The organism is Actinomycetospora lutea (assembly GCF_028737205.1).
GTDB classification, from domain to species: Bacteria; Actinomycetota; Actinomycetes; order Mycobacteriales; family Pseudonocardiaceae; genus Actinomycetospora; species Actinomycetospora lutea.
Genome location: NZ_JAQZAL010000050.1, coordinates 1 through 26,657, shown reverse-complemented (window position 1 = coordinate 26,657; position 26,657 = coordinate 1). Strand labels below are relative to the sequence as shown.

The window sequence follows — 26,657 nt, the reverse complement described above, 5'->3', positions numbered from 1 at the left end:
CCACGGCCAGCATGCTCGCCGACATCACGCTCAAGATTCAGGAGACACGCCCTAGCCACGTGCTCACACAAAGGTCGTGAGCTCCTCCTGCGACGGCTCCTGCTCCCGGTGCCGCGCGACGTACCCGTGGACCTCCGTCATCGCCGCCAGGTCGTCGTCGTCGAGCTCGGAGCGGATCTGACCGGTGCTCTTGTCGGTCACCGGCCCGGTTACCCACGCTGACCCGGTGCAGGCAGGTCCGGGCGGTGCACCACTCGTCGGGCGCGACGACGAGCTGGGCGCACTCGTGGCCGCGGCGCTCTCGGGCGGGGGCGGGGTCACCCTGCTCGCCGGCGAGGCGGGCAGCGGGAAGACCCGGCTGCTCGACGAGGTCGCGGGCCGGGCCGCGCGGGCGGGGGCCCGGGTCCTGCGGGGCCACGCGGTCCCGGGCGGCGGCGCGTTCCGGCCGCTCGCCGAGGCGCTCGCCCCGGCCGCGGATCCGGCGCTCGGGCGCGACGAGCGGGTCGCCGCCTTCCGCCCGGTGCTCGCCCGCATCCTGCCCGCCTGGATCGCGGGCGCGCCCGACGCGTCGCACCTGGTCGACCCGGTGCTCGTGCTCGGCGAGGCGGTCGGCGAGCTGCTCGGGGTGATCGCGGGGGAGGGCCGCGTGCTCGTGGTGCTCGACGACCTGCACTGGGCCGACCGCGACACCCTCGCCGTCCTGGAGTACCTCGCCGGCCGCCTCGGGGGCAGCCGGGTCCGGGTGCTCGGGTCGGTGCGCTCCGACGAGCACCCGCCGCCGGGACTGGCGCCGCTGCGGCGGGCGACGGGGGTCGCGACGGTGAACCTGGGCCGCCTCGACGCCGGCGACGCCGCACGGCTGGCGGAGGCGGTGGTCGGCGGCGCGCTGTCCGCCGAGGTCCGCGAGCACGTCGTCGGCGCCGCCGAGGGCCTGCCGCTGCTGGTCGAGGAGCTCGCCGCCCGGCTGGCCGAGCTCGGTGCGATCGCCTGGCGCGACGGCCGCTGGCGGGCGCCGGGCCCGCTGCCGACCGAGGTGCCCGAGGCCTTCGCGGAGACGGTCGCCGAACGCGTCGCCGCCCTGGACCCCGCCGACCGCGACGTCGTCCGGGTGGCCGCCCTGCTCGGGCGCGAGCTCCCGTGGGACCTGCTGCCCACCGCCGTCGGGGCCGGCGCCGACGCCGCCGCGGGGGCACTGCGGCGCGCCGTCGACGCCCGCCTGCTCGTCACCGGGCCGGACGGGGCGCTGCGGTGGCGCCACGCGCTGACCCAGGACGCGGTCCTCGCCGGGCTCACGGGCCCCGAGCGCGCGGTGCTCGCCGCGCGCGCCGCGGCCGCGCTGGACCGGCCGGACCTCGCCGGGCCGGCCCTGGCGCGGGTCGCCGAGCTGCACGCCCGCGGCGGCGACCCCGACCGCGCCGCCGCCCTCCTGCTCCGCCACGCCCGCGAGCATCGCGCGGCCGGCGCGCCCGCCGCCGCCCTCGGCGTCCTGGAGCAGGCGACGGCGCTGGCGGGGGAGGGCCACCGCGTGCCCGTCGCGGTGGAGCGGGTCGAGGTGCTCGCCCTGGCCGCGCGGACCGACGACGCGCTCGCGGTCGGTGCGCACCTGCTCGGCGCCGCGGCCGGCGGGCCCCGCACCGCGCTGGCCGTGGCGCTGGCCCGCGCCTGCGTCGCCGCCGAGCGCCTCGACGAGGCCCGGGCCTTCCTCGACGGCGCCGGCGACCCCGACGACCCGCGGGTGCTCGCGCTCGCCGCGCACGTGGCGCTCGACGCCGGCGCGGTCGGCGAGGCGCTGCGGCTCGCCGCGCTCGCCGTCGAGGACACCGAGCACCCGGAGGCCGCGTGCGAGGCGCTCGAGGTCGTCGGCCGGGCGCACCGGCGCGCCGACCCGGAGCGGTCGGCGGCGGCGTTCCGGCGCGCGGCCGACCTGGCCGAGCGGCACGGGCTCACCGACTGGCGCATCCGCGCGCTCTCGGAGCTCGGCGTGGCCGACCTGTTCGGCACCGGTGACGGCGCCTCGCTGCGCCGCGGCGCGGAGCTCGCGCGCGAGGCCGGGATGCTCGCGACGGCGACGATGCTCGAGCTGCAGCTGATCGCCGTCGAGAACGGCACCCGGGGCCCCGTCGCGTCGGGCGTGGAGGCGCAGCGGTGCGCGGAGCGCGCCGGCCGCCTCGGGCTGCGCGGCCTGCGGGGGCACGCGCTGGGGTTCGTCGCGCGCGGGCTGGTGTTCGCCGACCGGATGGCGGAGACCGACGCGCTGTTCACCGAGGCGGCCGCGCTCTCGGCGCACCCCGTGCACGTGGAGAGCGCCCGCGCCCTCGCGCAGGCCCACGACCGCTGGCTCGCCGGCGACACCCCGGGCGCCGTGCCCTGGTTCGACGCCGCGGTCGACCTGCTGCGACGCGCCGAGGGCGCGAACGCGCCCCCGTCGTGGGGGGAACGGGCGCTGCTGCGGACCGCGCTCGCGCCCGACGACGACGGACCGCGCGAGGAGCTGCGGGCCTCCGACGTGCTCGTCCAGTCGCTCAACCGCGGAGCCCTGCACTACTGCGACGCCGTGGCCGCCGCCGCGCGGGGCGCCGACCCCGCGCCCGAGCTCCTCGCCGGCGACGAGCTCCTGGTCCACCGGCCGTTCTTCCGGCACCTGCTGCGCGCCTACCTGATCGAGCACCCCGTGCTGGGTGACCCCGTCCCCGTCCTGCACGAGATCCTGGCCTGGGCCGCCGGCACCGACGAGGTCCGCCTGACGCGCTGGTGCCGCGAGCGGCTGCACCGGCTCGGCGCGCTCGTGCCGCGCCCGCAGCGCGACCGCACCGACGTCCCACCGGACCTGCGCGCGCTGGGCGTCACCGGGCGGGAGATGGAGGTCCTGCGGCTGGTCGGCGAGGGCCTGGCGAACCCGGAGATCGCGAGCCGCCTCTACCTGTCCCGGCGCACCGTCGAGACCCACGTCGGCAACCTGCTGGCCAAGACGGGCGCGGCGGATCGGGGGGACCTGCGGAGCCGGCTCACGGACTGACCCCGCTGGATCCGTGTGCCGCACGGAGTCGCCCGCGCCGCCGTCTCGCCAGGCTCGACGCCATGACCACGACACACGACATCACCACGGGCACCGTCGAGGTCGAAGGTGTCCGCCTGCGCTATCGCGAACGGGGCACGGGCGCGCCCGTGCTGCTCCTGCACGCCGGGGGCTTCGGCGAGTGGTTCTCGCGGGTGTTCGACGAGCCGGCCCTCGACGGGGTGCGTCTCGTGGAGATGCAGCGCGCCGGCTACGGCGAGAGCTCGACCCCCGAGGGCCACGTGACGTTCGCCGACCACGCCCGCCACGCCCGCGGGCTGCTGCGCGGGCTCGGCATCGAGCGCGCCACCTGGGTCGGGCACTCCTCCAGCGCGAGCATGGCCCTGCAGGGCGCGATCGACGCGCCCGGGACCGTCGAACGCCTCGTCCTGCTCGAGCCGGCCCCGAGCCCGGCCGGGCCGTCGGCCGAGGAGCTCGTCCGTACCGCGGTCGGGCCGGCGATCGGGGCGGCCCAGGCCGGGGACTTCCGCGGCGCCACCGACGCGTTCATGACCGGCGTGTGCGGCCCCGGATGGGCGGATCTCGTCCGGGAGCGGCTCGGCGCCGACGCGGTGGAGCGGCTGCTGCGCGACTCCCGCTTCTTCCTCACCGACGAGGTCGTCGCCGCGATGGAGTGGCCGATCGACGAGCCGACCGCGGCGCGCGTCACGGCACCGACGACGCTGGTCTACGGGGACAGCCCCGCGACGACGGCCCACGAGGAGACCACCCGGGCGCTCGCCGGGTGGATCCCGGGCGCCGAGCTGGTCGTCCTGCCCGGCGTCGGGCACGCCATGACCCTCGAGGACCCGCCCGCGGTCGCCCGTCTGATCGCCGACGCCATGTGAGTGCTTTCCGGGGCCATAGCCCCGGAAATCACTCACAGGGGCTGCTAGTCGAAGCTGTGCTCGGGGCCGGGGAAGGAGCCCTCGCGGACCTCGCGGGCGTAGGTGCTCGCGGCGTCCGCGAGGACCGAGCCCATCTCGGCGTAGCGCTTGACGAACTTCGGGGTGCGCCGCGACGGGTCCGACAGCCCGACCATGTCGGTCCACACCAGGACCTGCGCGTCGGTCTCCGGCCCGGCCCCGATGCCGACGGTCGGGATCGGCACCTCGGCCGTCACCCGCTTCGCCACGTGGGCCGGCACCATCTCGAGCACCACCGCGAAGGCGCCGGCCTCCGTGACCGCGCGGGCGTCGGCGAGGAGCCGCTCGGCCGCGTCGTCACCGCGGCCCTGCACCCGGTAGCCACCGAGGGCGTGCTCGCTCTGCGGGGTGAAGCCCACGTGCGCCATGACCGGGATGCCGGCGTCGACGATCGCGCGGATGCGGTCCGCGTAGTGCGCGCCGCCCTCCAGCTTCACCGCGTGGGCGCCGCCGGCCTTCATGAACTCGACCGCGGTGGCGACGGCCTGCTCGACCGAGACCTGGTAGCTGCCGAACGGGAGGTCGGCGACGACCAGCGCGTGCGGCGCGCCGCGCACCACGGCGCGGGTGAGGATCAGCAGCTCCTCAGTGGTCACCGGGACCGTCGTGTCGTAGCCGAGCACGGTGTTGCCCGCCGAGTCGCCGACGAGGAGGACGGGCACACCCGCCTCGTCGAAGATCCGCGCGGTGTTCACGTCGTATGCGGTGAGCATCGGCCAGCGCTCGCCGCGGGCCTTCATCTCCCGGAGGTGGTGCACGCGGGTGCGTCGCGGGCGCGCCGGAGAGGGTGACGTCATCGTCGTCCGTCCTTGCCTCGAGGCCCGCCGAGAGCGGCGGGTCCCCGGGTCGTCGGGGTGGATGAGCACACGGTGTCACCGCGCGAGCGCGCCGACCGCTCGCTGGGACCAGCCTCACAGCGGCGACCCGGTCAGGACCCGTCCCACGTCACCGGGAGGTCGGTGAGGCCGCGGAACACCCAGCCGAACCAGGCCTCCTCGCGGCGGGTGTCGGTCCGCAGGCCGGGCAGCGCCGCGTACAGCCGCGGCACCGCGATCTCGCCGACGCCGATGCGGGCGGCCCAGTGCCCGGGGCAGAGGTGCACCCCGCTGCCGAAGCCCAGGTGCGCGCGCTCGGAGCGGGCGGTGTCGAAGCGCTCGGGGTGCTCGAACACGGCCGGGTCGCGGTTCGCTGCGCCGACGACGACACCGAGCACCGTGCCGCGGGGCAGTTCGACGCCGTCGAGCACCGTGTCCCGGGTCGTCTCGCGGGGGTACATCCCGATCGGGGAGAGCCACCGCAGCGCCTCGTCGAACACCGCCGACCACCGCGACGGGTCGGCGAGGACGCGGTCGCGCTGCTCGGGGTGCCGGCTCAGCGCCCACACCATGTTGGTGATCATGTGCTGGGGCTCGTTCATGCCGCCCGAGATCGTCAGCTTCACGTTCGCCCGCACCGCGGGCTCGGGGAGCCCGGCGTTGACCAGCGCCGAGGTCATCGACGGGTCCGGGTGGCGCCGCAGGTGCGGGAGCAGCGCGTCGAGGTGCTCGTCGACCTCCCGCTGGGCGTCGTCGCACCGGGCCCAGATGTCCGCGTCGTCCCCGAGGTTGCCGACCCCGGCGATGAACGCGTGGGACCAGCGCTGCATCTGCTCGGGGGTGACCTCGGGGAGCCCGAGCAGGTCGACGAGGTTCCGGGCCGCCACCGGCGCCGCGTAGTCGCGGTTGAGCTCGGCGCGGTCCGGGCCGCGCTCGCGCAGCACGTCGAGCTGGGTCGCCGCGTTGTGCGCGAAGCGCGGCGCCCAGGACGCGCGGACGCTCTTGGCCCGCAGCCCCGGGTTGATCGGCGCGCGTTCCGTCTCGTGCGCCGGGTCGTCCTTGCGCAGCATGGGCTTCGCGCCGAGCGCCCGCGCCATCGTCGCGCCGCTCCCGCCCACGTCCGCCGTGTACGTCACCTGGTCGGCCTCGACGGCGCGGCACGCGGCGAACCCGGTGACGAGGTGGCGCCGCAGGGCCGGCACCCGCACCACGGTGCCCTGCGCCCGGAGGCGGTCGTAGGTGTCGTAGGGGTCGCGGAGCATCGCCGCGACGTCGACCCAGTCCGCCGTCGCGGTCATCGCACTCCTCGGATCGCACCACCAGGGGAGGCGACCAGGGTCGGGCGGCCGCACCGCCGCTGTAAAGGTGCCCGTCACCGGACGATCACGGTCGCCGTGGGAAGGTGACCGCCGTGCGCGCCACCTCCCGCCGACGCCCCCTCCGACGCCGGGGCAGCACCCTCGTCACCGCCGTCCTCGGGGCCGCGACCGTGGTGCTCGGGGCGTGCGCGCAGGTCGTCCCGGGGGTCGCGGTGCCCGACGCGGCCGCGAGCGCCCCGCCCGGGCTGGAGCGCTTCTACACCCAGCAGCTGGCCTGGGGCCCGTGCGCGCCGTTCGCGGCCACCGAGGAGGACCGCCAGATCTACGCGGACCCCGCGCTGCAGTGCGCGCGGATGGAGGTCCCGCTGGACTACGCGCAGCCCGACGGGCGCACCGGCACGATCGCCGTCCTGCGTCACGCCGCCCCGGCCTCGCCCCAGCGGATCGGGTCGCTCGTCATCAACCCGGGCGGACCGGGGGCCTCGGGCATCCAGACCGCCGCGTACCTGTCGACGTCGCTGGCCCCGACCGAGGTCGGGCGCCGCTTCGACGTCGTCGGCTTCGACCCCCGGGGCGTCGGGAAGAGCGAGCCCGGGATCCGCTGCCTCGAGGGCCCCGAGCGCGACGCCGACCGTCGCGACGACGACACGGACTCCTCGCCGGCCGGGGTGGCGCAGACCGAGGCCGAGGAGCGCCAGACCGTCGACCGCTGCGCCCAGCGCACCGGGGTCGACGTGCTCGCGAACGTCGGCACCCGCGACGTCGCGCGCGACATGGACGTGCTGCGGGCGGCGCTCGGGGACGCGCAGCTGTCCTACCTCGGCTACTCCTACGGCACCCGGATCGGCTCGACGTACGCCGAGCAGTTCCCGCGCAACGTGCGGGCGATGGTCCTCGACGGCGCGCTCGACCCCGACCAGGATCCGACCGTCGAGCTGATCGAGCAGGGCCGCGGCTTCCAGGGGGCGTTCGACGCCTTCGCCCGCGACTGCACCACCCGCCCGAACTGCCCCCTGGGCCAGGACCCGGCGCAGACCACGGCGGCCTACCAGCAGCTGACCCGCCCGCTGATCGACGCGCCGCTCCCGCTGCCCGACGGGCGCGTGCTCTCCTACGGCGACGCCCAGCAGGGCACGATCAACGCGCTCTACGTCGAGGCGTACTGGCCGCGCCTGAACCGCGCGCTGACCGACCTGCGCGCGGGCCAGGGCGCCCAGCTGATGACGCTGTCCGACGAGTACTACGAGCGGAACCCCGACGGCACCTACGCCTCCAACCAGGACGCCTTCGAGGCCATCCGCTGCGTCGACGACCCGCGGGTCACCGACCCCGCCCAGTCGCTCACGCGCGCCCAGGCCTACAACCAGGCCGCGCCGTTCCTCGACAGCGGGCGCGGGGCGTCCGCGGCGCGCGACAGCTGCGCCTTCTGGCCGGTGCCGCCCACCAGCCAGCCCCACATCCCGCAGGTCCCGGGCCTCGCGCCGCCCCTGGTCGTCTCGACCACCGGCGACCCGGCGACGCCCTACCAGGCCGGCGTCGAGCTGGCCCGCGCGCTGGGCGGCTCGCTGCTGACCAAGATCGGCGACGAGCACACGGCGGTGTTCCAGAACTCGCCGTGTGTCGACGACATCGCGACCCGCTACCTCGTGGACGGCACGCCGGCGCCGCCCGGCGCCACCTGTCCGGCGACGTGACCCAGCCCCGCCTTCCCGGCGTCACACAGCGCGCTTAGGGTCGGCCCCATGGATCGCCAGCAGGAGTTCGTCCTGCGCACGCTGGAGGAGCGCGACATCCGCTTCGTGCGGTTGTGGTTCACCGACGTGCTCGGTTACCTCAAGTCGGTGGCCGTCGCGCCCGCCGAGCTCGAGGGCGCGTTCGCCGAGGGCATCGGGTTCGACGGCTCGGCGATCGAGGGCTTCGCCCGCGTCTACGAGTCGGACATGGTCGCGAAGCCCGACCCGGCGACGTTCCAGGTGCTGCCCTGGGAGACCGCGGGCGGCGGGCACTTCTCGGCGCGGATGTTCTGCGACATCACGATGCCCGACGGCTCGCCGTCCTGGGCCGACCCGCGCCACGTGCTGCGCCGCGGGCTCTCGCGGGCCGCCGAGGCCGGGTTCACCTGCTACGTGCACCCGGAGATCGAGTTCTACCTGCTGCGCGACCTGCCGGGCGACGGCACGCCGCCGGTCCCCGCCGACACCGGCGGCTACTTCGACCAGGCGAGCCACGACGCGGCGCCGCACTTCCGGCGCCGGGCGATCGAGTCGCTCGAGGCCATGGGCATCTCGGTGGAGTTCAGCCACCACGAGGGCGGGCCGGGCCAGCAGGAGATCGACCTGCGCTACGCCGACGCCCTGACGATGGCGGACAACATCATGACCTTCCGCTACATCGTCAAGGAGGTCGCGATCACCCAGGGGGTGCGCGCGTCCTTCATGCCCAAGCCGTTCACCGAGCACGCGGGCTCGGCGATGCACACGCACATCAGCCTGTTCGAGGGCGACCAGAACGCCTTCCACGACGCCGCCGAGCCCTACGAGCTCTCCAAGACGGGCAAGGCGTTCGTGGCGGGCATCCTGCGCCACGCCCGCGAGATCTCCGCGGTGACCAACCAGTTCGTCAACTCCTACAAGCGCCTCATCGTCGGCGGCGAGGCCCCGACCACCGTGTGCTGGGGCCACGCCAACCGCTCGGCGCTGGTCCGCGTGCCGATGTACTCGCCGGGCAAGGCGTCGTCGCGGCGGGTCGAGGTGCGCACCATCGACACGGCGGCCAACCCCTACCTCGCGTACGCGGTGATCCTCGGCGCGGGCCTGCAGGGCGTGGCCGAGGGCTACGAGCTGCCGCCGGCCGCGGAGGACAACGTCTGGATGCTCTCCGAGGGGGAGCGCCGGGCGATGGGCTACGAGACGCTGCCGCAGAACCTCGACGGCGCGCTCGCGGCGATGGAGCGCTCGGAGCTCATGGCCGAGATCCTCGGCGAGCACGTCTTCGACTTCTTCCTGCGCAACAAGCGCGCGGAGTGGGACGCGTACCGCCGCAACGTCACCCCCTACGAGCTGGCGACGTACCTGCCGACCCTCTAGACCGGGCGCTCGAACGTGACCAGCAGCCCGTCGACGCCGCCCGGGCCGACCCGCCCCTTGACGTCGGCGCTCGTGATCGTCTTGAGCTGCCAGCCCTCGGAGGCCTCCTTGTTGAGGACCTTCTCGAGCCTGTCGTCGGACAGCTTGCCGCCCATCAGGCTCTCGCGGAGCTGGACGACCTTGTACTCGAAGCGCTGCATGTCCTCGATCCTGCCAGCGGGCGCGCCGGGTCCCCGGCGAGCTGGAATCCTCGGGGCATGACCGAGGCCGCGACGGGGAGCCCACGCCGGGACCGGACGGGACGCGCGCCCGCGCGGCTCGGGCTCACCGATCCCGACGCCGGCCCGCGCCTCGCCGCGCTCGGGTTCTGGGACGGCGACGCCCCCGTCCCCGACGCCGAGCTCACCGTGTGGGCGCTGGCCCGCAGCCCGGACCCGGACCTCGCGCTGCTGGCGCTCGAGCGGCTGCGCGAGGCGATGGGCGAGCAGGAGTGGTCCGCGCTGGCCGAGGCGCTGCGGACCGACCAGGGCCTGCGCGGGCGGCTGTTCGGCGTCCTCGGGGGCTCGACCGCGCTCGGGGACCACCTCGTCGCCCGCCCCGACCGCTGGCGCTCGCTGCGCAGCCAGGGCACCCCGGGGCGCACGTACGACGCCTCGGAGCTGCCCGACCTCGACGACCGGACGCGCACGCTGCTCGACGCGGTCGGCGCCGAGCGCACCGGGGACGGCCCGCCGCGTGCCGGCGTCCTCGAGACGGACGGCATCGGGGTGCTGCGCCTGGCCTACCGCGACGAGGTCCTCCTGCTGGCCGCCGCGGACCTGCAGGCGGTGTGCGAGCCCGACCTGCCCGTCGTCCCGGTCGAGGTCGTCGCCGCCCAGCTCGCCGACCTCGCCGCCGCGGGCCTGCGGGCCTCGCTCGCCGTCGCCGACGCCACGATCGCCGACGCGCTGGGCACCAAGGACGACCGTGAGCCGGGCGATCCGCTGCCGTGCCGCCTCGCGGTGATCGGCATGGGCAAGTGCGGCGGGAGCGAGCTCAACTACGTCAGCGACATCGACGTGATCTTCGTGGCCGAGGGTGCCACCGACGTCGCCACCCGGCTCGCCTCGACGATGATGCGCATCGCCACCGAGGCGTTCCTCGAGGTGGACGCCAACCTGCGTCCCGAGGGCCGGCAGGGCGCGCTCGTGCGCACGCTCGAGGGCCACGTCACCTACTACGAGCGCTGGGCGAAGACCTGGGAGTTCCAGGCGCTGCTCAAGGCCCGCCCGGTGGCCGGCGACGACCCGCTGGCCCGCGAGTACTGCGAGGCGCTCGCGCCGATGGTGTGGAGCGCCGCCGACCGCGACGACTTCGTCGCCGACGTGCGGGCGATGCGCCGCCGGGTCGTCGACCACATCCGCGCCGAGCACGCCGACCGCGAGCTCAAGCTCGGGCGCGGCGGGCTGCGCGACGTCGAGTTCGCCGTGCAGCTGCTGCAGATGGTCCACGGCCGCGGCGACGAGACGATCCGCAGCCAGAACACCCTCACCGCACTCGCGGCGCTGGCCGACGGCGGCTACGTGGGTCGCGACGACGCCGCCAACCTCGCCGCGTCGTACCGCTTCCTGCGCCTGCTCGAGCACCGCGTGCAGCTGCAGAAGATGCGCCGCACGCACCTCTTCCCGCCCGACGACGACACCGCCGGCCTGCGCTGGCTCGCCCGCGCCGCCAAGCTCCGCGCCGACGGCACGCGCGACGCGGTCGGGGTGCTGCAGCACGAGCGCTCGCGGCACACGGTGCGCGTACGGCGCCTGCACGAGAAGCTCTTCTACCGCCCGTTGCTCGAGTCGGTGGCGCGCGTGCCGGGCGAGGACCTCGTCCTGACCTCGGAGTCGGCGATGCGCCGGCTCAAGGCGCTGGGCTGGACCTCGCCGCAGGGTGCGCTCGGCCACCTTCAGGCGCTGACCAGCGGCGTCAGCCGGGCCAGCCGCATCCAGCGCGCGCTGCTGCCGGTGCTGCTCGACGAGCTGGGGCACTCGGCCGACCCCGACCACGGGCTGCTCGCCTACCGCAAGGTCTCCGAGGCCCTCGCCGACACGCCCTGGTTCCTGGGCTACCTGCGCGACGAGGGCATCGCGGCCGAGCGCCTGATGCGGGTGCTGGGCACCTCGCGCTGGGTCGCCGAGATGATGCCACGCACCCCCGAGGTGCTGCGGCTGCTCGCCGGCGACGGGCCGAACGCCGACCTCGTCGCGCGGCGGCCCGAGGACGTGGCCGCCTCCCTGCGCCGCGCCGTCGCCCGCCACACCGACCCCGACTCGGCGGGTCAGGTCGGGCGCTCCATGCGCCGCATCGAGCTGGTCCGCGTGGCGTGCGCCGACCTGCTCGGGCTGCTCGACGTGTCGGCCGTCTGCACCGCGCTGTCGAGCATCTGGGTGGCCGTGCTGCAGGCCGCGCTCGCGGCCGCGGAGCGGGGCCAGGTCGGTGACGGCGAGGCACCCGCGCGCATCGCGGTCATCGGCATGGGGCGCCTCGGCGGCGGCGAGCTCGGCTACTCGTCGGACGCCGACGTGCTGTTCGTCTGCGAGCCCGCCGACGGGGTCGACGACGCCGAGGCGGTCCGATACGCGAAGGCCGTCGCGGAGGCGACCGTGTCGGCCCTGGGCGCGCCGAGCCCGGACCCGCCGCTCGAGGTGGACACGAAGCTGCGGCCGGAGGGCAAGAGCGGTCCGCTCGTGCGCACCCTCGACTCCTACCGGCAGTACTACGCGAAGCTCGCCGACACCTGGGAGTTCCAGGCGCTGCTGCGCGCGAGGCCGGTGGCGGGCGACGAGGCCCTCGGCGCCGCGTTCGTCGAGGTCATCGACCCCTACCGGTACCCCGCCGACGGGCTGCCCGACGAGAAGGCGCGCGAGATCCGCCGGATCAAGGCACGCGTCGACAACGAGCGCATGCCCCGCCGCGCGGACAAGGCCCTGCACACCAAGCTCGGCACCGGCGGGCTCGCCGACGTCGAGTGGACCGTGCAGCTGATCCAGCTCCAGCACGCCGGCGCGGTCCCGTCGTTGCGCACGCCCTCGACGCTGGAGGCGCTCGCCGCGGCGGCGAAGGCGGGCCTGATCGAGCCGGGGGACGCCGACGAGCTCGCCGCGGGCTGGACGATGGCCACCCACGCCCGGGGCGCGGCGACCCTGGTCCGCGGCCGGCCGACCGACGAGGTCCCGCGCTCCGGCCGCGACCTCGCCGCCGTCGCCTCGGCGCTGGGCCACGACCCGGACGACGACCCGGGCGAGTTCCTCGACGAGTACCGGCGCCTCACCCGCCGCGCCCGCGCCGTCGTCGACCGGATCTTCTACCTGGTCGACTGAGCGCCGCCCCCGAAGCGCCGCCCTGTCCGGTGTGCGTGGAGCTACCCGGTCGGGGCAGGGGTCTCCCCGGGCGTGTCCGCCAGCCGCGCCCGTCGCGTCTCGAGGAAGGCGCGCTCGGTGTCGTTCGTGGCGAGGGCGATCGCCTCGGTGTAGGCGGCGACGGCGTCCGCGGGGCGGCCGAGGCGCGCGAGCAGGTCCGCGCGGGTGGCGGGCAGCAGGTGGTAGCCCGGGATCTCCAGGGCGTCCACGGCGGCCAGCGCCGCGGCCGGCCCGTGCACCTCGGCGACGGCGACCGCGCGGTTGAGCGCCACGATCGGGGTCGGCACGTGCTCGAGCAGCTGGTCGTAGAGCGCCAGCACCTGCGTCCAGTCGGTGGCCGGGCCGTCGGTGTGCACGGCGTTGATGGCCGCCTGCAGCTGGTAGGGCCCCGGGCGACCGCGGCGCAGGCACCGGCGCACCAGTGCGTGGCCCTCGGCGATGAGCTCGGGGTCCCACCGCGACCGGTCCTGCTCGGCGAGCACCACCAGCTCGCCGGACGGGCCGACCCGCGCGGGCCGGCGGGCCTCGGTGAGCAGCAGCAGCGCCAGCAGCCCGAGGACCTCCGGCTCGTCGGGCATGAGGTCGGCGAGCGCGCGGGCCAGCCGGACGGCCTCCCGGCACAGGTCGGTGCGGACCAGCTCGCCCGTGGTGGACGTGTAGCCCTCGTTGAACACGAGGTAGAGCACCGTGAGCACGGGGTCCAGGCGGTCGGGGAGCTCGGCGGCGCCGGGCACCCGGTAGGGGATCCCGGCGTCGCGGATCTTCTTCTTCGCGCGGACGATGCGCTGGGAGATCGTCGCCTCGGGCACCAGGTAGGCCCGCGCGATCTCGGGCACCTCGAGCCCGCCCAGCAGGCGCAGGGTCAGCGCGGTCTGCGCGAGCGGCGAGAGCGCGGGGTGGCAGCAGGTGAAGATCAGGCGGAGCTGGTCGTCGCGCACCGGTCCCACCTCCTCGGGCTCGTCGGGTGTCTGCAGCAGCAGCGCCTGGGCGTGGCGGGACTCGCGGGTCGACTCGCGGCGCAGGCGGTCGAGGGCGCGGTGGCGGGCCGTGGTGACGATCCAGGCGCCCGGGTTGCGCGGCGGCTCCTCCTCCCAGGCGCGCACGGCCGTCGCGAACGCGTCCTGCACGGCCTCCTCGGCGAGCCCGATGTCGCCCAGCAGCCGCGTCAGGGTGGCCACGCAGCGGCCGTACTCGGCCCGGTAGACGTCCGTGAGGTCGGCGACGTGCAACGGGGCTCCCCTCAGGCGATGCCGTCGAACGGGCGCACCTCGATGGGCACGCGGCACGCCTCGGCGCACTTCTCGGCCCAGGCCAGCGCGGCATCGAGGTCGTCGACCTCGATGACGTAGAACCCGCCGAGCTGCTCCTTCGTCTCGGCGAAGGGTCCGTCGGTCATGGCCGTCCGGCCGTTCTCGACGCGGACCACGGTGGCGCTGTCGGAGGGCCGCAGCCCGCCGCCGAACACCCAGACGCCGGCCGCCTTCATCTCGTCGTTCACCGCCCCGACCCGGGCGTAGGACTCCTCCATCTCCTCGTCGGAGTACGGGAGCACGCTCTCGTCGATCCGGACACCCATCAGGTAGTGCACGGCGCTCTCCTCGCGTCTCGGTGGGGCGGTGGTCAGGACAGCCGGCGCGCGACGGCCGGGATCACGATCGCAGCGGCCACGACGTGGGTCAGCATCAGCAGCACCTTCGTGGTCACCGAGGCGTCCGCGACGACGTCGGGCACCAGCGACAGCACGGTGAGCACGACGGTGGTGCGGACGAAGGTCGTGCGCGGGCGGCGCGCCCAGCGGGCCAGGCCCAGGGCGAGCACCACGCCGACCACCGAGAAGATCGCGGTGAGCACGGCGAACCCGGACGCCGGGATCGGCATGCCGCCGACCACGGCGCCGATGCCGGCGAGCTCGCCCGCGGCGGCGACGGCCGCGGTCGCGACGGCGGCGACGGCCGTGGCGGCCAGCCCGTCGCGGACCAGGGGCAGGGTGCGGCCGGCGGTGGGGGCGGTGACGGCGGGGGTGGCGGTGGTGACGGACATCGTGGCCTCCGGGTGCATGGTGACCGGCTCCGTACCGGTCCCTCACCCACGCGACGAACCCGGTCGCCGCCGTTCGACATCACCCGGGGAGAAACCCGGGAAGAATCTCTCGGACGGCCGTGAGCTGTGCCGCCATCTCCGGGGACACCCGGCCGTGCGGCTGGCGTGTCGGGCGCCGATGGCCGACCATCGAACACGTGTTCGATGACCGGGGGCCGGCGCAGCGCCGCAACGACCGTTCCGGCGCATTGCAGCGCGACGAGGTCAAGCGGGTCTGGGTCGACCTCGCGATCGCCTACCCGCGCCCGCGGGAGAAGCCGGTGCGCCCGATGCCCGAGGGCGTCGACCTCCAGAGCCGCGTCCCCGGCGAGCTGCTGGCCTGGCGGCGCACGACGACGGGGGAGTGGGTCGGCTGGGTGTGCCTGCCGGTGCGGCGCGGGGAGGAGATCCGCTACGTCTACCAGTACGTCGTCGCGGCGGCCCTGTCCCCGCGCGAGGACGTGCCCGACAAGAGATCACAGGACGGTCCCCGTGGTCGCTGAGCCGGTCGTGCCAGCATGGCGGGCATGTTCTCGGCTCTCGGCCTCACCACCATGCGCGGCTGCGTCATCGGCTGGGTGATCAGCGCCGTGCTCCTGGTCGTCGGCCTCGTCTTCACGTTCACGCCGAACCCGGCCGTCGGGATCGTGCTCTTCGCCCTCGGCGTGCTGGGCATCGTGCTCGTCACCCTCGCCGTGCTGCGGGTCCGCAGGGGCCGGGTGCGGTGACGCACGACGGCCCGGTCACCCCGCGGGGTGACCGGGCCGCTCGGTGCTGGTCGGCTACCGGCCGTCGGGCAGGATCAGCAGTTGTAGTACAGCTCGAACTCGTAGGGGTGCGGACGCAGCCGCAGGCCCGTGACGTCGTCGCGCTTGAGCTCGACCCACTTCTCGATGAGGTCCGAGGTGAACACGCCGCCCTCGAGCAGGTAGTCGTGGTCGGCCTCGAGGTTGTTCAGGGCCGCGTCGAGGCTCGCCGGGACCTGCGCGATGCTCGCCGCCTCCTCGGGGGGCAGCTCGTAGAGGTCCTTGTCGATCGGCGTCGGCGGCTCGATCTTGTTCCGGATGCCGTCGAGGCCGGCCATCATCATGGCGGCGAAGGCCAGGTACGGGTTGCCCGACGAGTCGGGGCAGCGGAACTCGAGCCGCTTGGCCTTCGGGTTGTCACCCGTGATCGGGATGCGGACGCACGCCGAGCGGTTGCGGTTCGAGTAGACCAGGTTGATCGGGGCCTCGAAGCCGGGCACCAGGCGGTGGTAGGAGTTCGCCGTCGGGTTGGTGAAGGCCACCAGGCTCGGGGCGTGGTGCAGGATGCCGCCGATGTAGTGGCGGCCCAGATCCGACAGGCCCGCGTAGCCGTTGGCGTCGTAGAACAGCGGCTCGCCGCCCTTGAACAGCGACTGGTGGCAGTGCATGCCCGAGCCGTTGTCGCCGGCCAGCGGCTTCGGCATGAAGGTGACCGACTTGCCGGCCTGCCACGCCGTGTTCTTGACGATGTACTTGAACAGCTGGAGGTCGTCCGCGGCGTGCAGCAGGGTGTTGAACTTGTAGTTGATCTCGGCCTGGCCGCCGGTGCCCACCTCGTGGTGCAGCTTCTCGAGCTCGAAGCCCGAGTTCATGAGGTTGGTGCCGATGGCGGCGCGCAGGTCGGAGCTCTGGTCGGTCGGCTCGACGGGGAAGTACCCGCCCTTCATGTTGACCTTGTTGCCCTTGTTGCCGCCGATCTCGTCGCGGCCGGTGTTCCAGTGGCCCTCGATCGAGTCGACCTCGTAGAACGTGCCGTTGGCCTTCGACTCGTAGCGCACCGAGTCGAAGATGTAGAACTCGGCCTCGGGGCCGAAGAAGCAGGTGTCGGCCACGTCGACGGTCGAGAGGAACTTCTCGGCCTTGCGGGCGACGTTGCGCGGGTCGCGGCTGTAGGCCTCGAGCGTGAGCGGGTCGTGGACGAAGAAGTTGACGTTCAGCGTCTTCTGCGCCCGGAACGGGTCGAGCCGCGACGTCGCCACGTCGGGCAGCAGCGTCATGTCCGACTCGTTGATGCTCTGGAAGCCGGTGATCGACGAGCCGTCGAAGGCCAGCCCGGTGGTGAAGACGTCCTCGTCGAACTCCGACGCCGGCACGGTGAAGTGCTGCATCTGCCCAGGCAGGTCGCAGAAGCGGACGTCGACGTACTTCACCCCCTCGTCGGAGATGTACTTGAAGACCTCGTCCTGGTTGTTGAACACCCTCGGTGGCTCCTTCACACGCTTGCCGGGGACGACGGGGGTCGAGTCGTCAGCGGATCGCACCGTACCCACTGATCGGGGGCGCCGACCGTGACCGATCCTGGTGATCCCGACGCTAGGTCGGCGCTGTTGCTCGGCCGTCACCGGCATGTTTCACAGCAGTTAACGAGCGCTGGGTGGTCGTGTGGTGACTCACCACCCCCCGCCCCCGACCGCCGTAGCCTGTCACGGTGGCGTGGTTCCGGGAATGGCTCGAGGGGTCGGGCGGCGACGGGCGGGCGCCGACCGAGCCGCCCGCAGCGCGGGAGACGACCCGGGAGACGACCCGGGAGACGGCGCCCGGGGCCCTCGAGGAGGGGTATCCCGGCGAGCGCTTCGGCCTGCCCGAGCAGGGGCCGGGGTCGGTGGCGACGCTGGGCCGCCGCGGCGCCCAGTTCCTGCTCGACGCGGTGCTCGCGGGCGTCCTCGCGGCCCTGTTCACCTACCCGGCGCTGCCGCAGAACTGGAGCCTGCTGACCTGGGCGGTCCTCATGGTCGTGCCGGTGGCCGTGGTGGGCGCGACGCCCGCGATGGTGCTGCTGGGCATGCGTGTGGTGCGCCTCGACCGCCCCGAGCGCCCGGGCGTCGGGCTGCTCTGGACGCTGGTGCGCACGGCGTCGCTGTTCTTCGTGATCCCCGCGCTGATCGTCGACCGCGACTCGCGCGGCGTCCAGGACCGCGCGAGCCGCACGGTCGTAGTGAAGTCCCGCTGACCGCCCCTTCGAGGGTCGAGCTCCCGCTCCGCTTCGTCTCCCTAGCGGCGACGAGCGGTGCGCTGCATGCCCTTGAGCTGCTGGGCGTTGCGCGGCACCGGGCCCTTCGGCATCGCCGGGCCGGCCCGGTTGGCCAGGGCGGCGAGGCGCTTCTCGACGGTCTCCATCTGGGCCTTGTCGATGTTGCGCGGCAGCTTGGTCATGTGGCGCTGCAGCCGGGCGAGGGGCACCTGGCCCTCCTCCTCGCCGACCATCACCTCGTAGATCGGCACCTGGCCGATGATGCGCGCGACCCGCTTCTTCTCCTGGGCGACCAGGCTCTTGGTGCGGTGGGGGGCGCCCTCGGCGACGAGGACGACGCCCGGCCGGCCGATGACGCGGTGCACGGCGTCGAGCTGGGTGGTGCCCGCGACGGCCTGGGTGACGCGCCACTGGCCGCGCATGTTGTCGAGCGCCCAGCCGGCGGCGCCGGGCTGGCCGGTGGCCTTCGCGTAGACGTTCTTCTGCACGCGCCGACCGAAGATGATCATCGCGAGGAGGACGCCGAGCAGCACGCCCGTGGGCAGCAGGAACCACTCCTGGCCGATCAGCAGGCCGATGCCGAACAGGACCAGCGCGGTGACGACGACCGCGCCGATCATCAGCGGGAGCAGCGCCTTGTCCTCGCGGCGCTGCATCTGGAACGCCTGCCAGATCTGGCGGAACCGCTCGCGACGGGCCGCCTTCGCGGCCTGCTTGGCGGCCTTCTTCTCTTCCTTGCTCGCCGCGCCGGAGCCCTGCTTCGCCATGGGCCCCATTCTGCCCTACGGGGGCCTGACGTCAGGCGTGCGTCCGGCCCGTCCGCGCCAGGACCTCGCCGACCTCCTGGCGGGCCGGGCCCTCGTCGGCGAGCTCGGCCATGCCCGCGGGGAGCTCCTCGCCGCGCGCCAGCTTCGCCTGGGCGTAGAGCCGCCCGGCCCGGTACGACGAGCGCACCAGCGGCCCGGCCATGACACCGGGGAAGCCCATGGCGAGCGCGGCATCGCGGTGCTCGACGAACTCCTCGGGCTTGACCCAGCGCTCGACGGGGTGGTGGCGCAGGCTCGGGCGCAGGTACTGGGTGAGCGTGAGCAGCTCGCAGCCGGCGTCGACCAGGTCCTGCATCGCGCCGGTGACCTCCTCGGGGGTCTCGCCCATGCCGAGGATGAGGTTCGACTTGGTCACCAGCCCGGCGGCGCGCGCCTGGCGGATGACGTCCAGCGAGCGCTCGTAGCGGAAGCCGGGGCGGATGCGCCGGAAGATGCGCGGCACCGTCTCGAGGTTGTGCGCGAGCACCTCGGGGGCGGCCTCGAAGACGGGACCGAGCTGGTCGGCGCGCCCGTCGAAGTCGGGGATCAGCAGCTCGACGCCGGTGCCGGGGTTGAGGTCGTGCACCTGGCGCACCGTCTCGGCGTAGAGCCACGAGCCGCCGTCGTCGAGGTCGTCACGCGCGACACCGGTGATCGTCGAGTAGCGCAGCCCCATCTGGTGGACCGACTCGGCGACCTTGCGCGGCTCCGTCGTGTCCAGCGGCGAGGGCTTGCCGGTGTCGATCTGGCAGAAGTCGCAGCGCCGGGTGCACTGCTCGCCGCCGATGAGGAAGGTGGCCTCGCGGTCCTCCCAGCACTCGAAGATGTTCGGGCAGCCGGCCTCCTCGCACACGGTGGCGAGGCCCGAGCCCTTCACCAGGCCCTTGAGCTCGGTGAAGTTCGGTCCGGTGGCCACGCGCGTGCGGATCCACTCCGGCTTGCGCTCGATGGGCGTCTGGGAGTTGCGGACCTCGAGCCGCAACATCTTCCGTCCTTCAGGAGCGACCGTCACGCCCCCGACCCTACGCCGCTCGGCGCACGCGGTCGGCGGACGCGACCCCGGGGGGACGGTTCGGAACGTGACGGGATGACTACCCTGATCGTGTGGACCTCCGGATCTTCACCGAGCCGCAGCAGGGCGCGTCCTACGATGACCTGCTCCGCGTGGCGCGTGCCTCGGAGGACGCCGGGTTCGAGGCCTTCTTCCGGTCGGACCACTACCTCGCCATGGGGGAGGCCAACGGCCTGCCCGGCCCGACCGACGCCTGGGTGACGCTCGCCGCGCTCGCCCGCGAGACGCGCACGATCCGCCTCGGCACGCTGATGACGGCGGTGACGTTCCGGCTGCCCGGCCCGCTCGGGATCGCGGTCGCCCAGGTCGACCAGATGTCGGGCGGGCGCATCGAGCTCGGCATCGGCACCGGGTGGTACGAGGCCGAGCACCGCGCCTACGGCATCCCGTTCCCGCCGCTGGGGGAGCGCTTCGACATGCTCACCGAGCAGCTGGAGATCCTCACCGGGTCGTGGCGCACGCCGGTGGGCGTCAAGTACACCCACCACGGCGAGCACTACACGTTCGACGACAGCCCCGGCCTGCCCAAGCCGGCCCAGACCCCGCACCCGCCGATCATCGTCGGCGGCAACGGCCGTCACCGCACCCCGGTGCTCGCGGCGACCTACGCGACCGAGTTCAACATGCCCTTCGTCGGGCTCGACGACCTCGTCGCCGGCCAGGAGCGGGTCGACGCCGCCTGCCGCGACCTCGGGCGCGACCCCGCGACCCTGGGCCGCTCGACCGCGCAGGTCGTGTGCGCCGGGCGCGACGACGCCGAGGTCGCCCGGCGCGCCGCCGCCATCGGCCGCGACCCGGGGGAGCTGCGCGCCAGCGGGCTCGCGGGCACGCCCGCCGAGCTCGTCGACAAGCTCGGGACGTTCCGCGAGCGCGCCGGCCTCGAGCGGGTCTACCTCCAGGTGCTCGACCTCTCCGACCTCGACCACCTCGACCTGATCGCCGCCGAGGTGGCCGCGAAGCTGTAGGGCCCGCTCAGCGTGACGTCGCGGCGTCGTGGAAGCGCTCGAGCTCGCGGCGGGTGTCCGGCCCGCAGGGCTGGAAGACGATCTCGGTGATGCCCTGCGCGCCGAGCTCGTCGAGGCGGTCGCGGACCTGGCTGCGGGTGCCGGAGAGCGTCGCGTCGCGCAGCATCGCGTGGCCGCCGGTGTCCCACGCCGCGCGGTCGGCGTCGTTGAGCTCCACGCAGTGCCCGACGTGGACGGCGAGGTGGCGTCGACCGTCGGGGGCCTTCTCGACCGTGTCCATCCACGCGTCGCCCCCGACCAGCTCGCGGACCGCGTCGGGCCCGCCGAACTCGTAGGCGCCGTGGTAGGCGAGCGCCCAGCCCGGGCCGGCGGCCACCTTCGCGTGGTCGGAGTCCTGCGCCTCGTCCTCGTCGAGCACGGTGCCCCAGGCCAGGTAGGGCACCCAGGAGTACGCCGTCATGAACTCCGGCTGCGCGAGGGTGACGTACAGCCCGTCGCCGAGTTCGCGCGCCACGGCGTCGCCCTTGGGCCCGAGGGCGCCGACCAGCACCGGGACCTCGACGGGCCGGGCGGGCGCGTGGCCGTCGGGGTGGAGCATCTGCATCTGCGCGCCCTCCCACTCCACGACCTCGCCGCGCAGCAGGGCGCGGTAGGTGCGGATGTAGGCGTCCATGAACGACCACGGGATCGCGCGGTAGCCCATCGCGCGGCGCCCGGTGAACCCGGTGCCGAAGGCGACGGCGACGCGGCCCGGGGCGAGCGCGGCGAGGGTCGCCGTGGCGGCCGCGTTGGTCATGGGGTGGCGCAGGGTCGGCACGAGCACGCCCGGCCCGAGCCCGATCCGCTCGGTGCGCTCGGCGGCGAGCGCGAGGGTCATCCAGACGTCGGGGCTCTGCTGCGGGGTGTCGTAGACCCAGGCCCGGGCGTAGCCCAGCTCCTCGGCGAGCGCGATGTCGTCCGGCGAGCTCAGGGCGGTGGGGAAGGCGACGGACACGTCCATGTGTTCTGCTCCTCGCGGTCGGGCGGATCAGGGCAGGCCGGCGTGCGGCACGTCCACGCGCACCGCGAGCAGCTGGGCCTCGCGGACCGGGCGCCGCTCGTGCTCGGCGAACGAGGGCGCCGCGCAGAGGAACAGGGTGCGACCGTCGTCGCCGCCGAGCATGCAGGCGAACACACCGGTGCCGGTGGCGATCTCCTCGACGACCTCGCCGCCCTCGCGGACCCGCAGCACGCGCCCGTGCAGGGCGTCCGCGACCCAGATGGCGCCCTCGGCGTCGGCGCACATGCCGTCCGGGGCGACCTCGAGCTGCCCGACGGCCTCGCCGACGTCGGTGGTGCGCGGGGGCTCGCCGAACGCGGCCCAGACCCGCCGCCCCGCGAGCTCGCCCTCGTCGGTGACGTCGAACGCGGTCAGGCGGCCCGCGAACGTCTCGGCCACCACGAGGACGCCGCCGGGCAGCAGCACCATGCCGTTCGGGAAGGCGAGATCGCTCGCCACGGTCGTGACGGTCCCGTCGGGGTCGACGCGGGTGAGGGTGGTGTCGCGCAGGGCCTCGCCGCCCATGAGGTCGAAGCCGAAGTTGCCGACGAAGGCCCGGCCGCGCTCGTCGACGAGCATGTCGTTGAGCACCCCGCTCACGGCGCCGGAGAGGTCCGCATGCTCGGTGAGCCCACCGCCGGCGTCGCGCACCAGCAGCCGGTGGTCGCGCATGGAAACGAGCAGCGGGCGTCCGTCGGGCAGGAAGCCCAGCCCGGACGGCTGCTGGGGGACCTCGGCCTCGACCCGGACGTCGCCGCGGGTGTCGGTGGAGACGACCTGCTCGGTGTAGAAGTCCGAGACCCACAGGCGGCCGTCGTGCCAGCGCGGGCACTCGAGGTACGACCAGCCGTCGAGCACGACGGTGAGCTGCCTGTCCGAGGTCCGACCGTGCGCCATCCGTGAGCCTCCTCGCGACCGCCCGGCCCTCGGGATCCCCTCGACGCTGGCTCGTGTTCCGGTCGCCGGAGGGCTGGTGCGCTACTGTGACTGAGCGCATAGTTACCTCAGATGGCGGCTGTGTCAACGGTCACGCGGGAGGGCACGTGGGGGCGTGGGAGGCACGGGAGGCGCGGGAGGCGCGTGACGAGCACCGGGCGGTCCCGGACGGCTTCTGGGGTCCGCGGACCACGCCGGCCGCCCGCGCGCTGCTCGACTCGGCGGTGCGCTGCTTCGCCGACCTCGGCTACCACGCGACGACGACCCGCCACATCACCGCCGGCGTCGGCCTGAGCCCGGGTGCGCTCTACGTGCACTTCGCCTCGAAGGAGGAGCTGCTCTACGAGATCACGCGCACGGGCCACGAACGGGCCCTGGAGGCCCTCGTCGCGGCGCCGGGCGAGGGCGACGCCCGCGAGCACGTGCGCCGGCTGGTCGCCGCGCTCGTGACCTGGCACGCGCGGCACCACACGGTCGCGCGGGTGTGCCAGTACGAGCTCGCCGCGCTGGACCCGCAGCACCGCGCCACCGTGCTGGACCTGCGGGCGCGCTTCACCGCGACGCTGCGGGCCGCGGTCGAGCGGGGTGCGGCGGAGGGCCTGTTCGACGTGCCCGACGTCAACCGCGCCCTGCGCGCGATCATGTCCCTGGGGATCGACCTCGTCCGCTGGTACCGGCTCGACGGCGCGGACTCCCCGGAGTTCCTCGGCGAGTGCTACGCCGAGCTGGCGCTGCGCATGATCGACGCGCCGGGGCTCAGCGCGCCGCGCCCACCCGGACCGTGAGCCCGCCGACGGTGACGTCGCGGGCCTCCTCGGCCGGGGTCGGCAGCGTGCGGTCGGTGATCTCCAGGGTGCCGTCGAGGGCGGCCAGCACGGCGTCGCGCGTGTCGTCGCGGACCTCGTCGACGGTGACGTGGCGCCCGAGCTCGGCGGTGAGGCTGGTGACGCCGGCGTCGCGGATGCCGCAGGGCACGATCGCGCCGAACGCGGCGAGGTCGGGGTCGGCGTTGAGCGCGAACCCGTGCAGCGTCACCCCGCGGGCCACGCGCACGCCGATCGCCGCGACCTTGCGGGCGGGGCCGCGATCGTCGGCGGGCAGCCAGACCCCGCTGCGGCCGCCGATCCGCCCGACGGCCAGGCCGTACCCGTCGCACACGGCGATGAGCGCCTGCTCGAGGCGCCGGACGTGCTCGACCACGTCGACCGGCTCCGCGAGACGGATGATCGGGTAGCCGACGAGCTGCCCGGGACCGTGCCAGGTGATCTTGCCGCCGCGGTCGACGTCGATCACCGGCGTGCCGTCGAGGGGCTTCTCCTCGGGCAGCGTGCGACGCCCCGCGGTGTAGACCGAGGGGTGCTCGAGCAGCATGAGGACGTCGCCGCCGGTGCCCGCCACCCGCGCGTCGGCGTGCGCGCGCTGGCGCTCCCAGGCCTCGAGGTAGTCGACGGTGCCGAGCTCGTGGACCTCGACGGGCTCGCGGGCGGCGCGGCTGGAGCGACTCACGGCGCCGACGCTACCCCTGCGACGGGTCCGGCTCCCCTATCGGCGTGGTCCCCTGACTGCTCCGCGTCCCGCCCAGGTACCGCACGGCCTCCTGCGCCGTTCGCCGTCCGCTGACCAGCGCGCCCTGGCTCGACGGGGTGTCCCGGTGGTCGCCGGCGACGAAGAGGCCGTCGCCGACGTCGACCGGCCGGCGCAGCCCCGCCGGGGTCGGCGGCACCGCGGCGGGCAGCGCGTGCGGCACCCGCACCGTGGTGAGCTCGTCCCACGCCCCGACCGGCGTGCCCCAGATGCGGGCGAGCTCGGCGCGCAGCGTGCGCTCGGGCAGGGGCTCGGCGCCGAGCACGGTGCTGGCGACGAGGTGGCGGTGGTCGGGGGAGTAGGACGGTGCGGGCGCGGTGAGCACCATGGTGTTGACGATCGGGCCGCCCGCCCCGTCGAGGTGCAGCAGCGGCCGACGGGTCGGCGGCTCCGCGGTGACGTGATAGTGGGTGGTCAGCGCGAACGTGCGCGGCGGCGGCACGCGCCCCGCGAGCAGCGCCGACGCGGACGTGCCCTCGGTCGCGACGATCACCGCGCCGGCACGCACGCTGCCGCGGGCGGTGCGGACCATGCCGGGCTCCACCTGCTCGACGGGCGTCCCGGTGAGCACGGTCCCGGCGGGCAGGCGCGCCGCGAGCTGGGCGGGCACGGCGCCGATCCCGCGCGAGGGCAGCGTCAGGTCGCCGCGGGCGAAGCTGCGCCAGAACAGCGAGAAGACCCGCGAGGACGTCTCCAGGTCGCGGTCGCCCAGCACGCCGGCGAGGAACGGGCGCAGGAACGTCTCGGTCGGCGCCCCGCCCAGACCCCAGTGGGCCAGCTCGTCGGCGGTCGTGCGCTCCGGCGCGCGGGCCTGGCGCTGGGGCGGGACGAGCAGCGAGCGCAGGGTCACCGCGCCGATGCGGGCCTTGTCGCCGGGACCGAGCAGCCCGTCGAGCGCGGTGCGCGGGGCCCAGGTCGGCACGCGGCGGGGGTCGGCGAGGCGGTGCAGGCGCCCGTCGCGGTCGCGCACGGCCGCGCCGGGCAGGAAACGGCGCAGGTCCAGCGCGTCGAGGTCGACGCTCGCGCGCAGCGCCGGGTACGAGGTGTTGAGGATCTGGAAGCCGCGGTCGACGAGGAACCCGTCGACGACGTCGGTGCGCACCCGCCCGCCGACCCCGTCCCCGGCCTCGCAGACGACGACCGAGCGCCCGGCCCGCGCCACCGTCCGCGCCGCGCGCAGGCCCGCGAGGCCCGCGCCGACCACGACGACGTCGACGGCGTCCGGCGGTGTCGATGGTCCGGCTCCCCCACCGGCGTGCTCCCCGGAACGCTCCGCGTCCGGGCTCATCCGTCCAGCACCGCCGCGAGGGCCTCGGACAGTGTGGCGTGGCGGAACGCGAAGCCCTCCCGCTCCAGCACCCCGGGCATCACCCGCTGGCTGACCAGCACGCCCTCGTCGGCGAACTCGCCGAGCGCCGCGCGCATGGCGAACCCGGGCACGAGCCACGGCGCGGGCCGGTGCAGCTGCGCGGCCAGCACGCGGGTGAACTCGTCGTTGGTGACGGGGTCGGGGCCGGTGGCGTTCATCGGACCGGCGACGGTGTCGTGCTCGAGCGCGTACACGATCGCGCCGACCTCGTCGTCGAGGGAGATCCACGGCCAGTACTGGGTACCGGGACCCAGCTTGCCGCCGAGCCCGAACTGGAACAGCGGCTTGATCCGCCCCATCAGCCCGCCCGACGGCGAGAGCACGAGCCCGGTGCGCACGAGCACGACGCGGGCGCCGGCCTCGGCGGCGGGCGCGGTGGCCGCCTCCCAGTCGCGGCACAGGTCGGCGAGGAACCCCTGGCCCCGGCGCGCGGTCTCGTCGACGGCCATCGCGCCGGTGTCGCCGTACCAGCCGACCGCCGACCCGCTGACCATGGTCGGGATCCCGTGCTCGGCGACCGCGCGCGCCAGCACGTCGGTGGGGATCATGCGGCTGTCGCGCAGTTCCTGCTTGCGGGCCCCGGTCCAGCGCTTGTCGCCGATCCCGGCGCCGCACAGGTTGACCACGGCGTCGGCGCCCTCGAGCGCGCCCGGCGCGAGGTGGCCGGCGGCGGGGTCCCAGCCCCGCTCGTCGGGGGCCTGCGGCGTCCGGCGTACCAGGCGGACGACCTCGTGGCCCGCCTCCCGCAGGCGGGGGACCAGAGCGGAGCCGATGAGCCCGGAGGACCCGGCGATGACGACGCGCATGGGGTGATCGTCGCGGAGTGTCCGTCACGCCGCGACCCGGGGTGGGTGCAGCGAGGGAGTCCTTTGCTGCCTGGCAGGCACTCCGGGAGTCACTCGCTCCCGGCGAGCGCCCGATCCCGCGACGAGCGAGGGGCGCCTTCGCTGCGTGCCACGCAGCCAAGGCGCCCCTCGGTCCTCAGGGGTGTCGCGGACTAGTACTACAGCCGGATTTCGGTGCGCGGGCTCGGCGTGTCGTCTTGGCCTGGACCGCCGGATGAGATCTTGTCTGGTGGATGGGCGATGATGTCGGAGTGGCCGAGGTCGAGGGCTGGGCGCAGGAGTTCTCGCAGGTCGAAGCGCTGCTTGGGCCGCGGTTCGGACGTCGTGAGCCGCGCGCTCGCGCGGTCGGGTATGTCCGGTCGTTGATGGCGCCGT

General features: G+C 74.8%; 25 protein-coding genes. 10 read left to right on the top strand and 15 right to left on the bottom strand.

Going from position 1 to position 26,657, the window contains the following annotated elements; genetic code table 11:
- Window positions 1–63 precede the first annotated feature (63 nt).
- Window positions 64–201 (bottom strand): DUF3140 domain-containing protein, encoded by a 138-nt coding sequence (locus tag PHK61_RS30705; protein WP_274284840.1) that lies wholly within the window; start codon window positions 199–201, stop codon window positions 64–66.
- A gap of 25 nt (window positions 202–226) precedes the next feature.
- Here PHK61_RS30705 and PHK61_RS30700 point away from each other — a divergent pair, with 25 nt between their 5' ends.
- The gene (locus tag PHK61_RS30700) at window positions 227–3,016 is read left to right on the top strand and encodes an ATP-binding protein (protein ID WP_274284839.1); all 2,790 of its coding nucleotides are present in this window, start codon (window positions 227–229) and stop codon (window positions 3,014–3,016) included.
- A 62-nt stretch (window positions 3,017–3,078) separates the two neighbouring features.
- Window positions 3,079–3,903 carry an alpha/beta fold hydrolase gene (locus tag PHK61_RS30695; RefSeq protein WP_274284838.1) on the top strand — a complete coding sequence of 275 codons (825 nt, stop codon included), beginning with the start codon at window positions 3,079–3,081 and terminating at the stop codon, window positions 3,901–3,903.
- A gap of 44 nt (window positions 3,904–3,947) precedes the next feature.
- On the opposite strand, the gene panB is transcribed toward PHK61_RS30695, so the two are convergent.
- On the bottom strand, window positions 3,948–4,778 hold the full coding sequence (gene panB / locus PHK61_RS30690) for a 3-methyl-2-oxobutanoate hydroxymethyltransferase (RefSeq protein ID WP_274284837.1): 831 nt from the start codon (window positions 4,776–4,778) through the stop codon (window positions 3,948–3,950).
- A 131-nt stretch (window positions 4,779–4,909) separates the two neighbouring features.
- Window positions 4,910–6,094, bottom strand: a complete 1,185-nt coding sequence (locus PHK61_RS30685; protein WP_274284836.1) for a cytochrome P450 — start codon at window positions 6,092–6,094, stop codon at window positions 4,910–4,912.
- A gap of 113 nt (window positions 6,095–6,207) precedes the next feature.
- Between PHK61_RS30685 and PHK61_RS30680 the strand changes: the two genes are divergently transcribed.
- A complete protein-coding gene (locus PHK61_RS30680; RefSeq protein WP_274284835.1) occupies window positions 6,208–7,809 on the top strand; it encodes an alpha/beta hydrolase in 1,602 nt (533 codons plus the stop codon).
- A 48-nt stretch (window positions 7,810–7,857) separates the two neighbouring features.
- On the top strand, window positions 7,858–9,201 hold the full coding sequence (gene glnA / locus PHK61_RS30675; RefSeq protein WP_274284834.1) for a type I glutamate--ammonia ligase: 1,344 nt from the start codon (window positions 7,858–7,860) through the stop codon (window positions 9,199–9,201).
- Here glnA (PHK61_RS30675) and PHK61_RS30670 read toward each other — a convergent pair.
- A complete protein-coding gene (locus PHK61_RS30670; protein WP_274284833.1) occupies window positions 9,198–9,401 on the bottom strand; it encodes a DUF4177 domain-containing protein in 204 nt (67 codons plus the stop codon). The genes glnA (PHK61_RS30675) and PHK61_RS30670 overlap by 4 nt on opposite strands.
- Before the next feature lie 57 nt (window positions 9,402–9,458).
- On the opposite strand from PHK61_RS30670, the gene PHK61_RS30665 reads away from it, so the two are divergent.
- A complete protein-coding gene (locus tag PHK61_RS30665) occupies window positions 9,459–12,551 on the top strand; it encodes a bifunctional [glutamine synthetase] adenylyltransferase/[glutamine synthetase]-adenylyl-L-tyrosine phosphorylase (RefSeq protein WP_274284832.1) in 3,093 nt (1,030 codons plus the stop codon).
- Window positions 12,552–12,592: 41 nt separating this feature from the next.
- On the opposite strand, the gene PHK61_RS30660 is transcribed toward PHK61_RS30665, so the two are convergent.
- From PHK61_RS30660 to PHK61_RS30650, 3 genes are read right to left on the bottom strand one after another with little or no spacing between them, the layout of a single operon-like run.
- Window positions 12,593–13,819: an RNA polymerase sigma factor gene (locus PHK61_RS30660; protein WP_274284831.1), complete on the bottom strand. Its 1,227-nt coding sequence runs from the start codon at window positions 13,817–13,819 to the stop codon at window positions 12,593–12,595.
- 11 nt (window positions 13,820–13,830) lie between these two features.
- Complete coding sequence (locus PHK61_RS30655) at window positions 13,831–14,178, bottom strand: YciI family protein (RefSeq protein ID WP_274284830.1); 348 nt, start codon at window positions 14,176–14,178, stop codon at window positions 13,831–13,833.
- 32 nt (window positions 14,179–14,210) lie between these two features.
- Entirely contained in the window at window positions 14,211–14,630 is a 420-nt protein-coding gene (locus PHK61_RS30650; RefSeq protein ID WP_274284829.1) for a DUF6069 family protein, read from the bottom strand.
- Window positions 14,631–14,827: 197 nt separating this feature from the next.
- Between PHK61_RS30650 and PHK61_RS30645 the strand changes: the two genes are divergently transcribed.
- Together PHK61_RS30645 and PHK61_RS30640 are read left to right on the top strand one after the other, a co-directional pair.
- A complete protein-coding gene (locus tag PHK61_RS30645) occupies window positions 14,828–15,172 on the top strand; it encodes a hypothetical protein (protein WP_274284828.1) in 345 nt (114 codons plus the stop codon).
- A 24-nt stretch (window positions 15,173–15,196) separates the two neighbouring features.
- Window positions 15,197–15,397 (top strand): hypothetical protein, encoded by a 201-nt coding sequence (locus PHK61_RS30640; protein ID WP_274284827.1) that lies wholly within the window; start codon window positions 15,197–15,199, stop codon window positions 15,395–15,397.
- 74 nt (window positions 15,398–15,471) lie between these two features.
- On the opposite strand, the gene glnA (PHK61_RS30635) is transcribed toward PHK61_RS30640, so the two are convergent.
- A complete protein-coding gene (gene glnA / locus PHK61_RS30635; RefSeq protein ID WP_274284826.1) occupies window positions 15,472–16,893 on the bottom strand; it encodes a type I glutamate--ammonia ligase in 1,422 nt (473 codons plus the stop codon).
- A 230-nt stretch (window positions 16,894–17,123) separates the two neighbouring features.
- On the opposite strand from glnA (PHK61_RS30635), the gene PHK61_RS30630 reads away from it, so the two are divergent.
- The gene (locus tag PHK61_RS30630; protein WP_274284825.1) at window positions 17,124–17,645 is read left to right on the top strand and encodes an RDD family protein; all 522 of its coding nucleotides are present in this window, start codon (window positions 17,124–17,126) and stop codon (window positions 17,643–17,645) included.
- 41 nt (window positions 17,646–17,686) lie between these two features.
- On the opposite strand, the gene PHK61_RS30625 is transcribed toward PHK61_RS30630, so the two are convergent.
- Together PHK61_RS30625 and lipA are read right to left on the bottom strand one after the other, a co-directional pair.
- A complete protein-coding gene (locus tag PHK61_RS30625; RefSeq protein WP_274284824.1) occupies window positions 17,687–18,433 on the bottom strand; it encodes a DUF4191 domain-containing protein in 747 nt (248 codons plus the stop codon).
- Between the two features lie 31 nt (window positions 18,434–18,464).
- Window positions 18,465–19,484 (bottom strand): lipoyl synthase, encoded by a 1,020-nt coding sequence (lipA, locus tag PHK61_RS30620; protein ID WP_274284823.1) that lies wholly within the window; start codon window positions 19,482–19,484, stop codon window positions 18,465–18,467.
- 92 nt (window positions 19,485–19,576) lie between these two features.
- Here lipA and PHK61_RS30615 point away from each other — a divergent pair, with 92 nt between their 5' ends.
- Window positions 19,577–20,509 carry an LLM class F420-dependent oxidoreductase gene (locus PHK61_RS30615; protein ID WP_274284822.1) on the top strand — a complete coding sequence of 311 codons (933 nt, stop codon included), beginning with the start codon at window positions 19,577–19,579 and terminating at the stop codon, window positions 20,507–20,509.
- A 7-nt stretch (window positions 20,510–20,516) separates the two neighbouring features.
- Here PHK61_RS30615 and PHK61_RS30610 read toward each other — a convergent pair whose 3' ends face one another.
- Both PHK61_RS30610 and PHK61_RS30605 read right to left on the bottom strand, forming a co-directional pair.
- Complete coding sequence (locus tag PHK61_RS30610) at window positions 20,517–21,509, bottom strand: LLM class flavin-dependent oxidoreductase (protein ID WP_274284821.1); 993 nt, start codon at window positions 21,507–21,509, stop codon at window positions 20,517–20,519.
- 27 nt (window positions 21,510–21,536) lie between these two features.
- On the bottom strand, window positions 21,537–22,445 hold the full coding sequence (locus PHK61_RS30605; RefSeq protein WP_274284820.1) for an SMP-30/gluconolactonase/LRE family protein: 909 nt from the start codon (window positions 22,443–22,445) through the stop codon (window positions 21,537–21,539).
- Between the two features lie 146 nt (window positions 22,446–22,591).
- On the opposite strand from PHK61_RS30605, the gene PHK61_RS30600 reads away from it, so the two are divergent.
- Window positions 22,592–23,269: a TetR/AcrR family transcriptional regulator gene (locus PHK61_RS30600; protein WP_274284819.1), complete on the top strand. Its 678-nt coding sequence runs from the start codon at window positions 22,592–22,594 to the stop codon at window positions 23,267–23,269.
- Here the strand turns inward: PHK61_RS30600 and lipB are convergent.
- From lipB to PHK61_RS30585, 3 genes are read right to left on the bottom strand one after another with little or no spacing between them, the layout of a single operon-like run.
- The gene (lipB, locus tag PHK61_RS30595) at window positions 23,241–23,990 is read right to left on the bottom strand and encodes a lipoyl(octanoyl) transferase LipB (RefSeq protein ID WP_274284818.1); all 750 of its coding nucleotides are present in this window, start codon (window positions 23,988–23,990) and stop codon (window positions 23,241–23,243) included. The genes PHK61_RS30600 and lipB overlap by 29 nt on opposite strands.
- Before the next feature lie 10 nt (window positions 23,991–24,000).
- On the bottom strand, window positions 24,001–25,356 hold the full coding sequence (locus PHK61_RS30590) for an NAD(P)/FAD-dependent oxidoreductase (RefSeq protein ID WP_274284817.1): 1,356 nt from the start codon (window positions 25,354–25,356) through the stop codon (window positions 24,001–24,003).
- On the bottom strand, window positions 25,353–26,243 hold the full coding sequence (locus PHK61_RS30585) for a TIGR01777 family oxidoreductase (RefSeq protein ID WP_274284816.1): 891 nt from the start codon (window positions 26,241–26,243) through the stop codon (window positions 25,353–25,355). Before PHK61_RS30585 ends, PHK61_RS30590 begins: the two co-directional genes overlap by 4 nt.
- Window positions 26,244–26,657: the final 414 nt, after the last annotated feature.

Bases quoted from the DNA above. Each gene is read 5' to 3' on its own strand.
- PHK61_RS30695 (WP_274284838.1), top strand. From the start codon at position 3,079: ATGACCACGACACACGACATCACCACGGGCACCGTCGAGGTCGAAGGT.
- panB (WP_274284837.1), bottom strand. From the start codon at position 4,778: ATGACGTCACCCTCTCCGGCGCGCCCGCGACGCACCCGCGTGCACCAC.
- PHK61_RS30685 (WP_274284836.1), bottom strand. From the start codon at position 6,094: ATGACCGCGACGGCGGACTGGGTCGACGTCGCGGCGATGCTCCGCGAC.
- glnA (WP_274284834.1), top strand. From the start codon at position 7,858: ATGGATCGCCAGCAGGAGTTCGTCCTGCGCACGCTGGAGGAGCGCGAC.
- PHK61_RS30670 (WP_274284833.1), bottom strand. From the start codon at position 9,401: ATGCAGCGCTTCGAGTACAAGGTCGTCCAGCTCCGCGAGAGCCTGATG.
- PHK61_RS30665 (WP_274284832.1), top strand. From the start codon at position 9,459: ATGACCGAGGCCGCGACGGGGAGCCCACGCCGGGACCGGACGGGACGC.
- PHK61_RS30650 (WP_274284829.1), bottom strand. From the start codon at position 14,630: ATGTCCGTCACCACCGCCACCCCCGCCGTCACCGCCCCCACCGCCGGC.
- PHK61_RS30640 (WP_274284827.1), top strand. From the start codon at position 15,197: ATGTTCTCGGCTCTCGGCCTCACCACCATGCGCGGCTGCGTCATCGGC.
- PHK61_RS30625 (WP_274284824.1), bottom strand. From the start codon at position 18,433: ATGGCGAAGCAGGGCTCCGGCGCGGCGAGCAAGGAAGAGAAGAAGGCC.
- PHK61_RS30610 (WP_274284821.1), bottom strand. From the start codon at position 21,509: ATGGACGTGTCCGTCGCCTTCCCCACCGCCCTGAGCTCGCCGGACGAC.
- PHK61_RS30605 (WP_274284820.1), bottom strand. From the start codon at position 22,445: ATGGCGCACGGTCGGACCTCGGACAGGCAGCTCACCGTCGTGCTCGAC.
- PHK61_RS30590 (WP_274284817.1), bottom strand. From the start codon at position 25,356: ATGAGCCCGGACGCGGAGCGTTCCGGGGAGCACGCCGGTGGGGGAGCC.
- PHK61_RS30585 (WP_274284816.1), bottom strand. From the start codon at position 26,243: ATGCGCGTCGTCATCGCCGGGTCCTCCGGGCTCATCGGCTCCGCTCTG.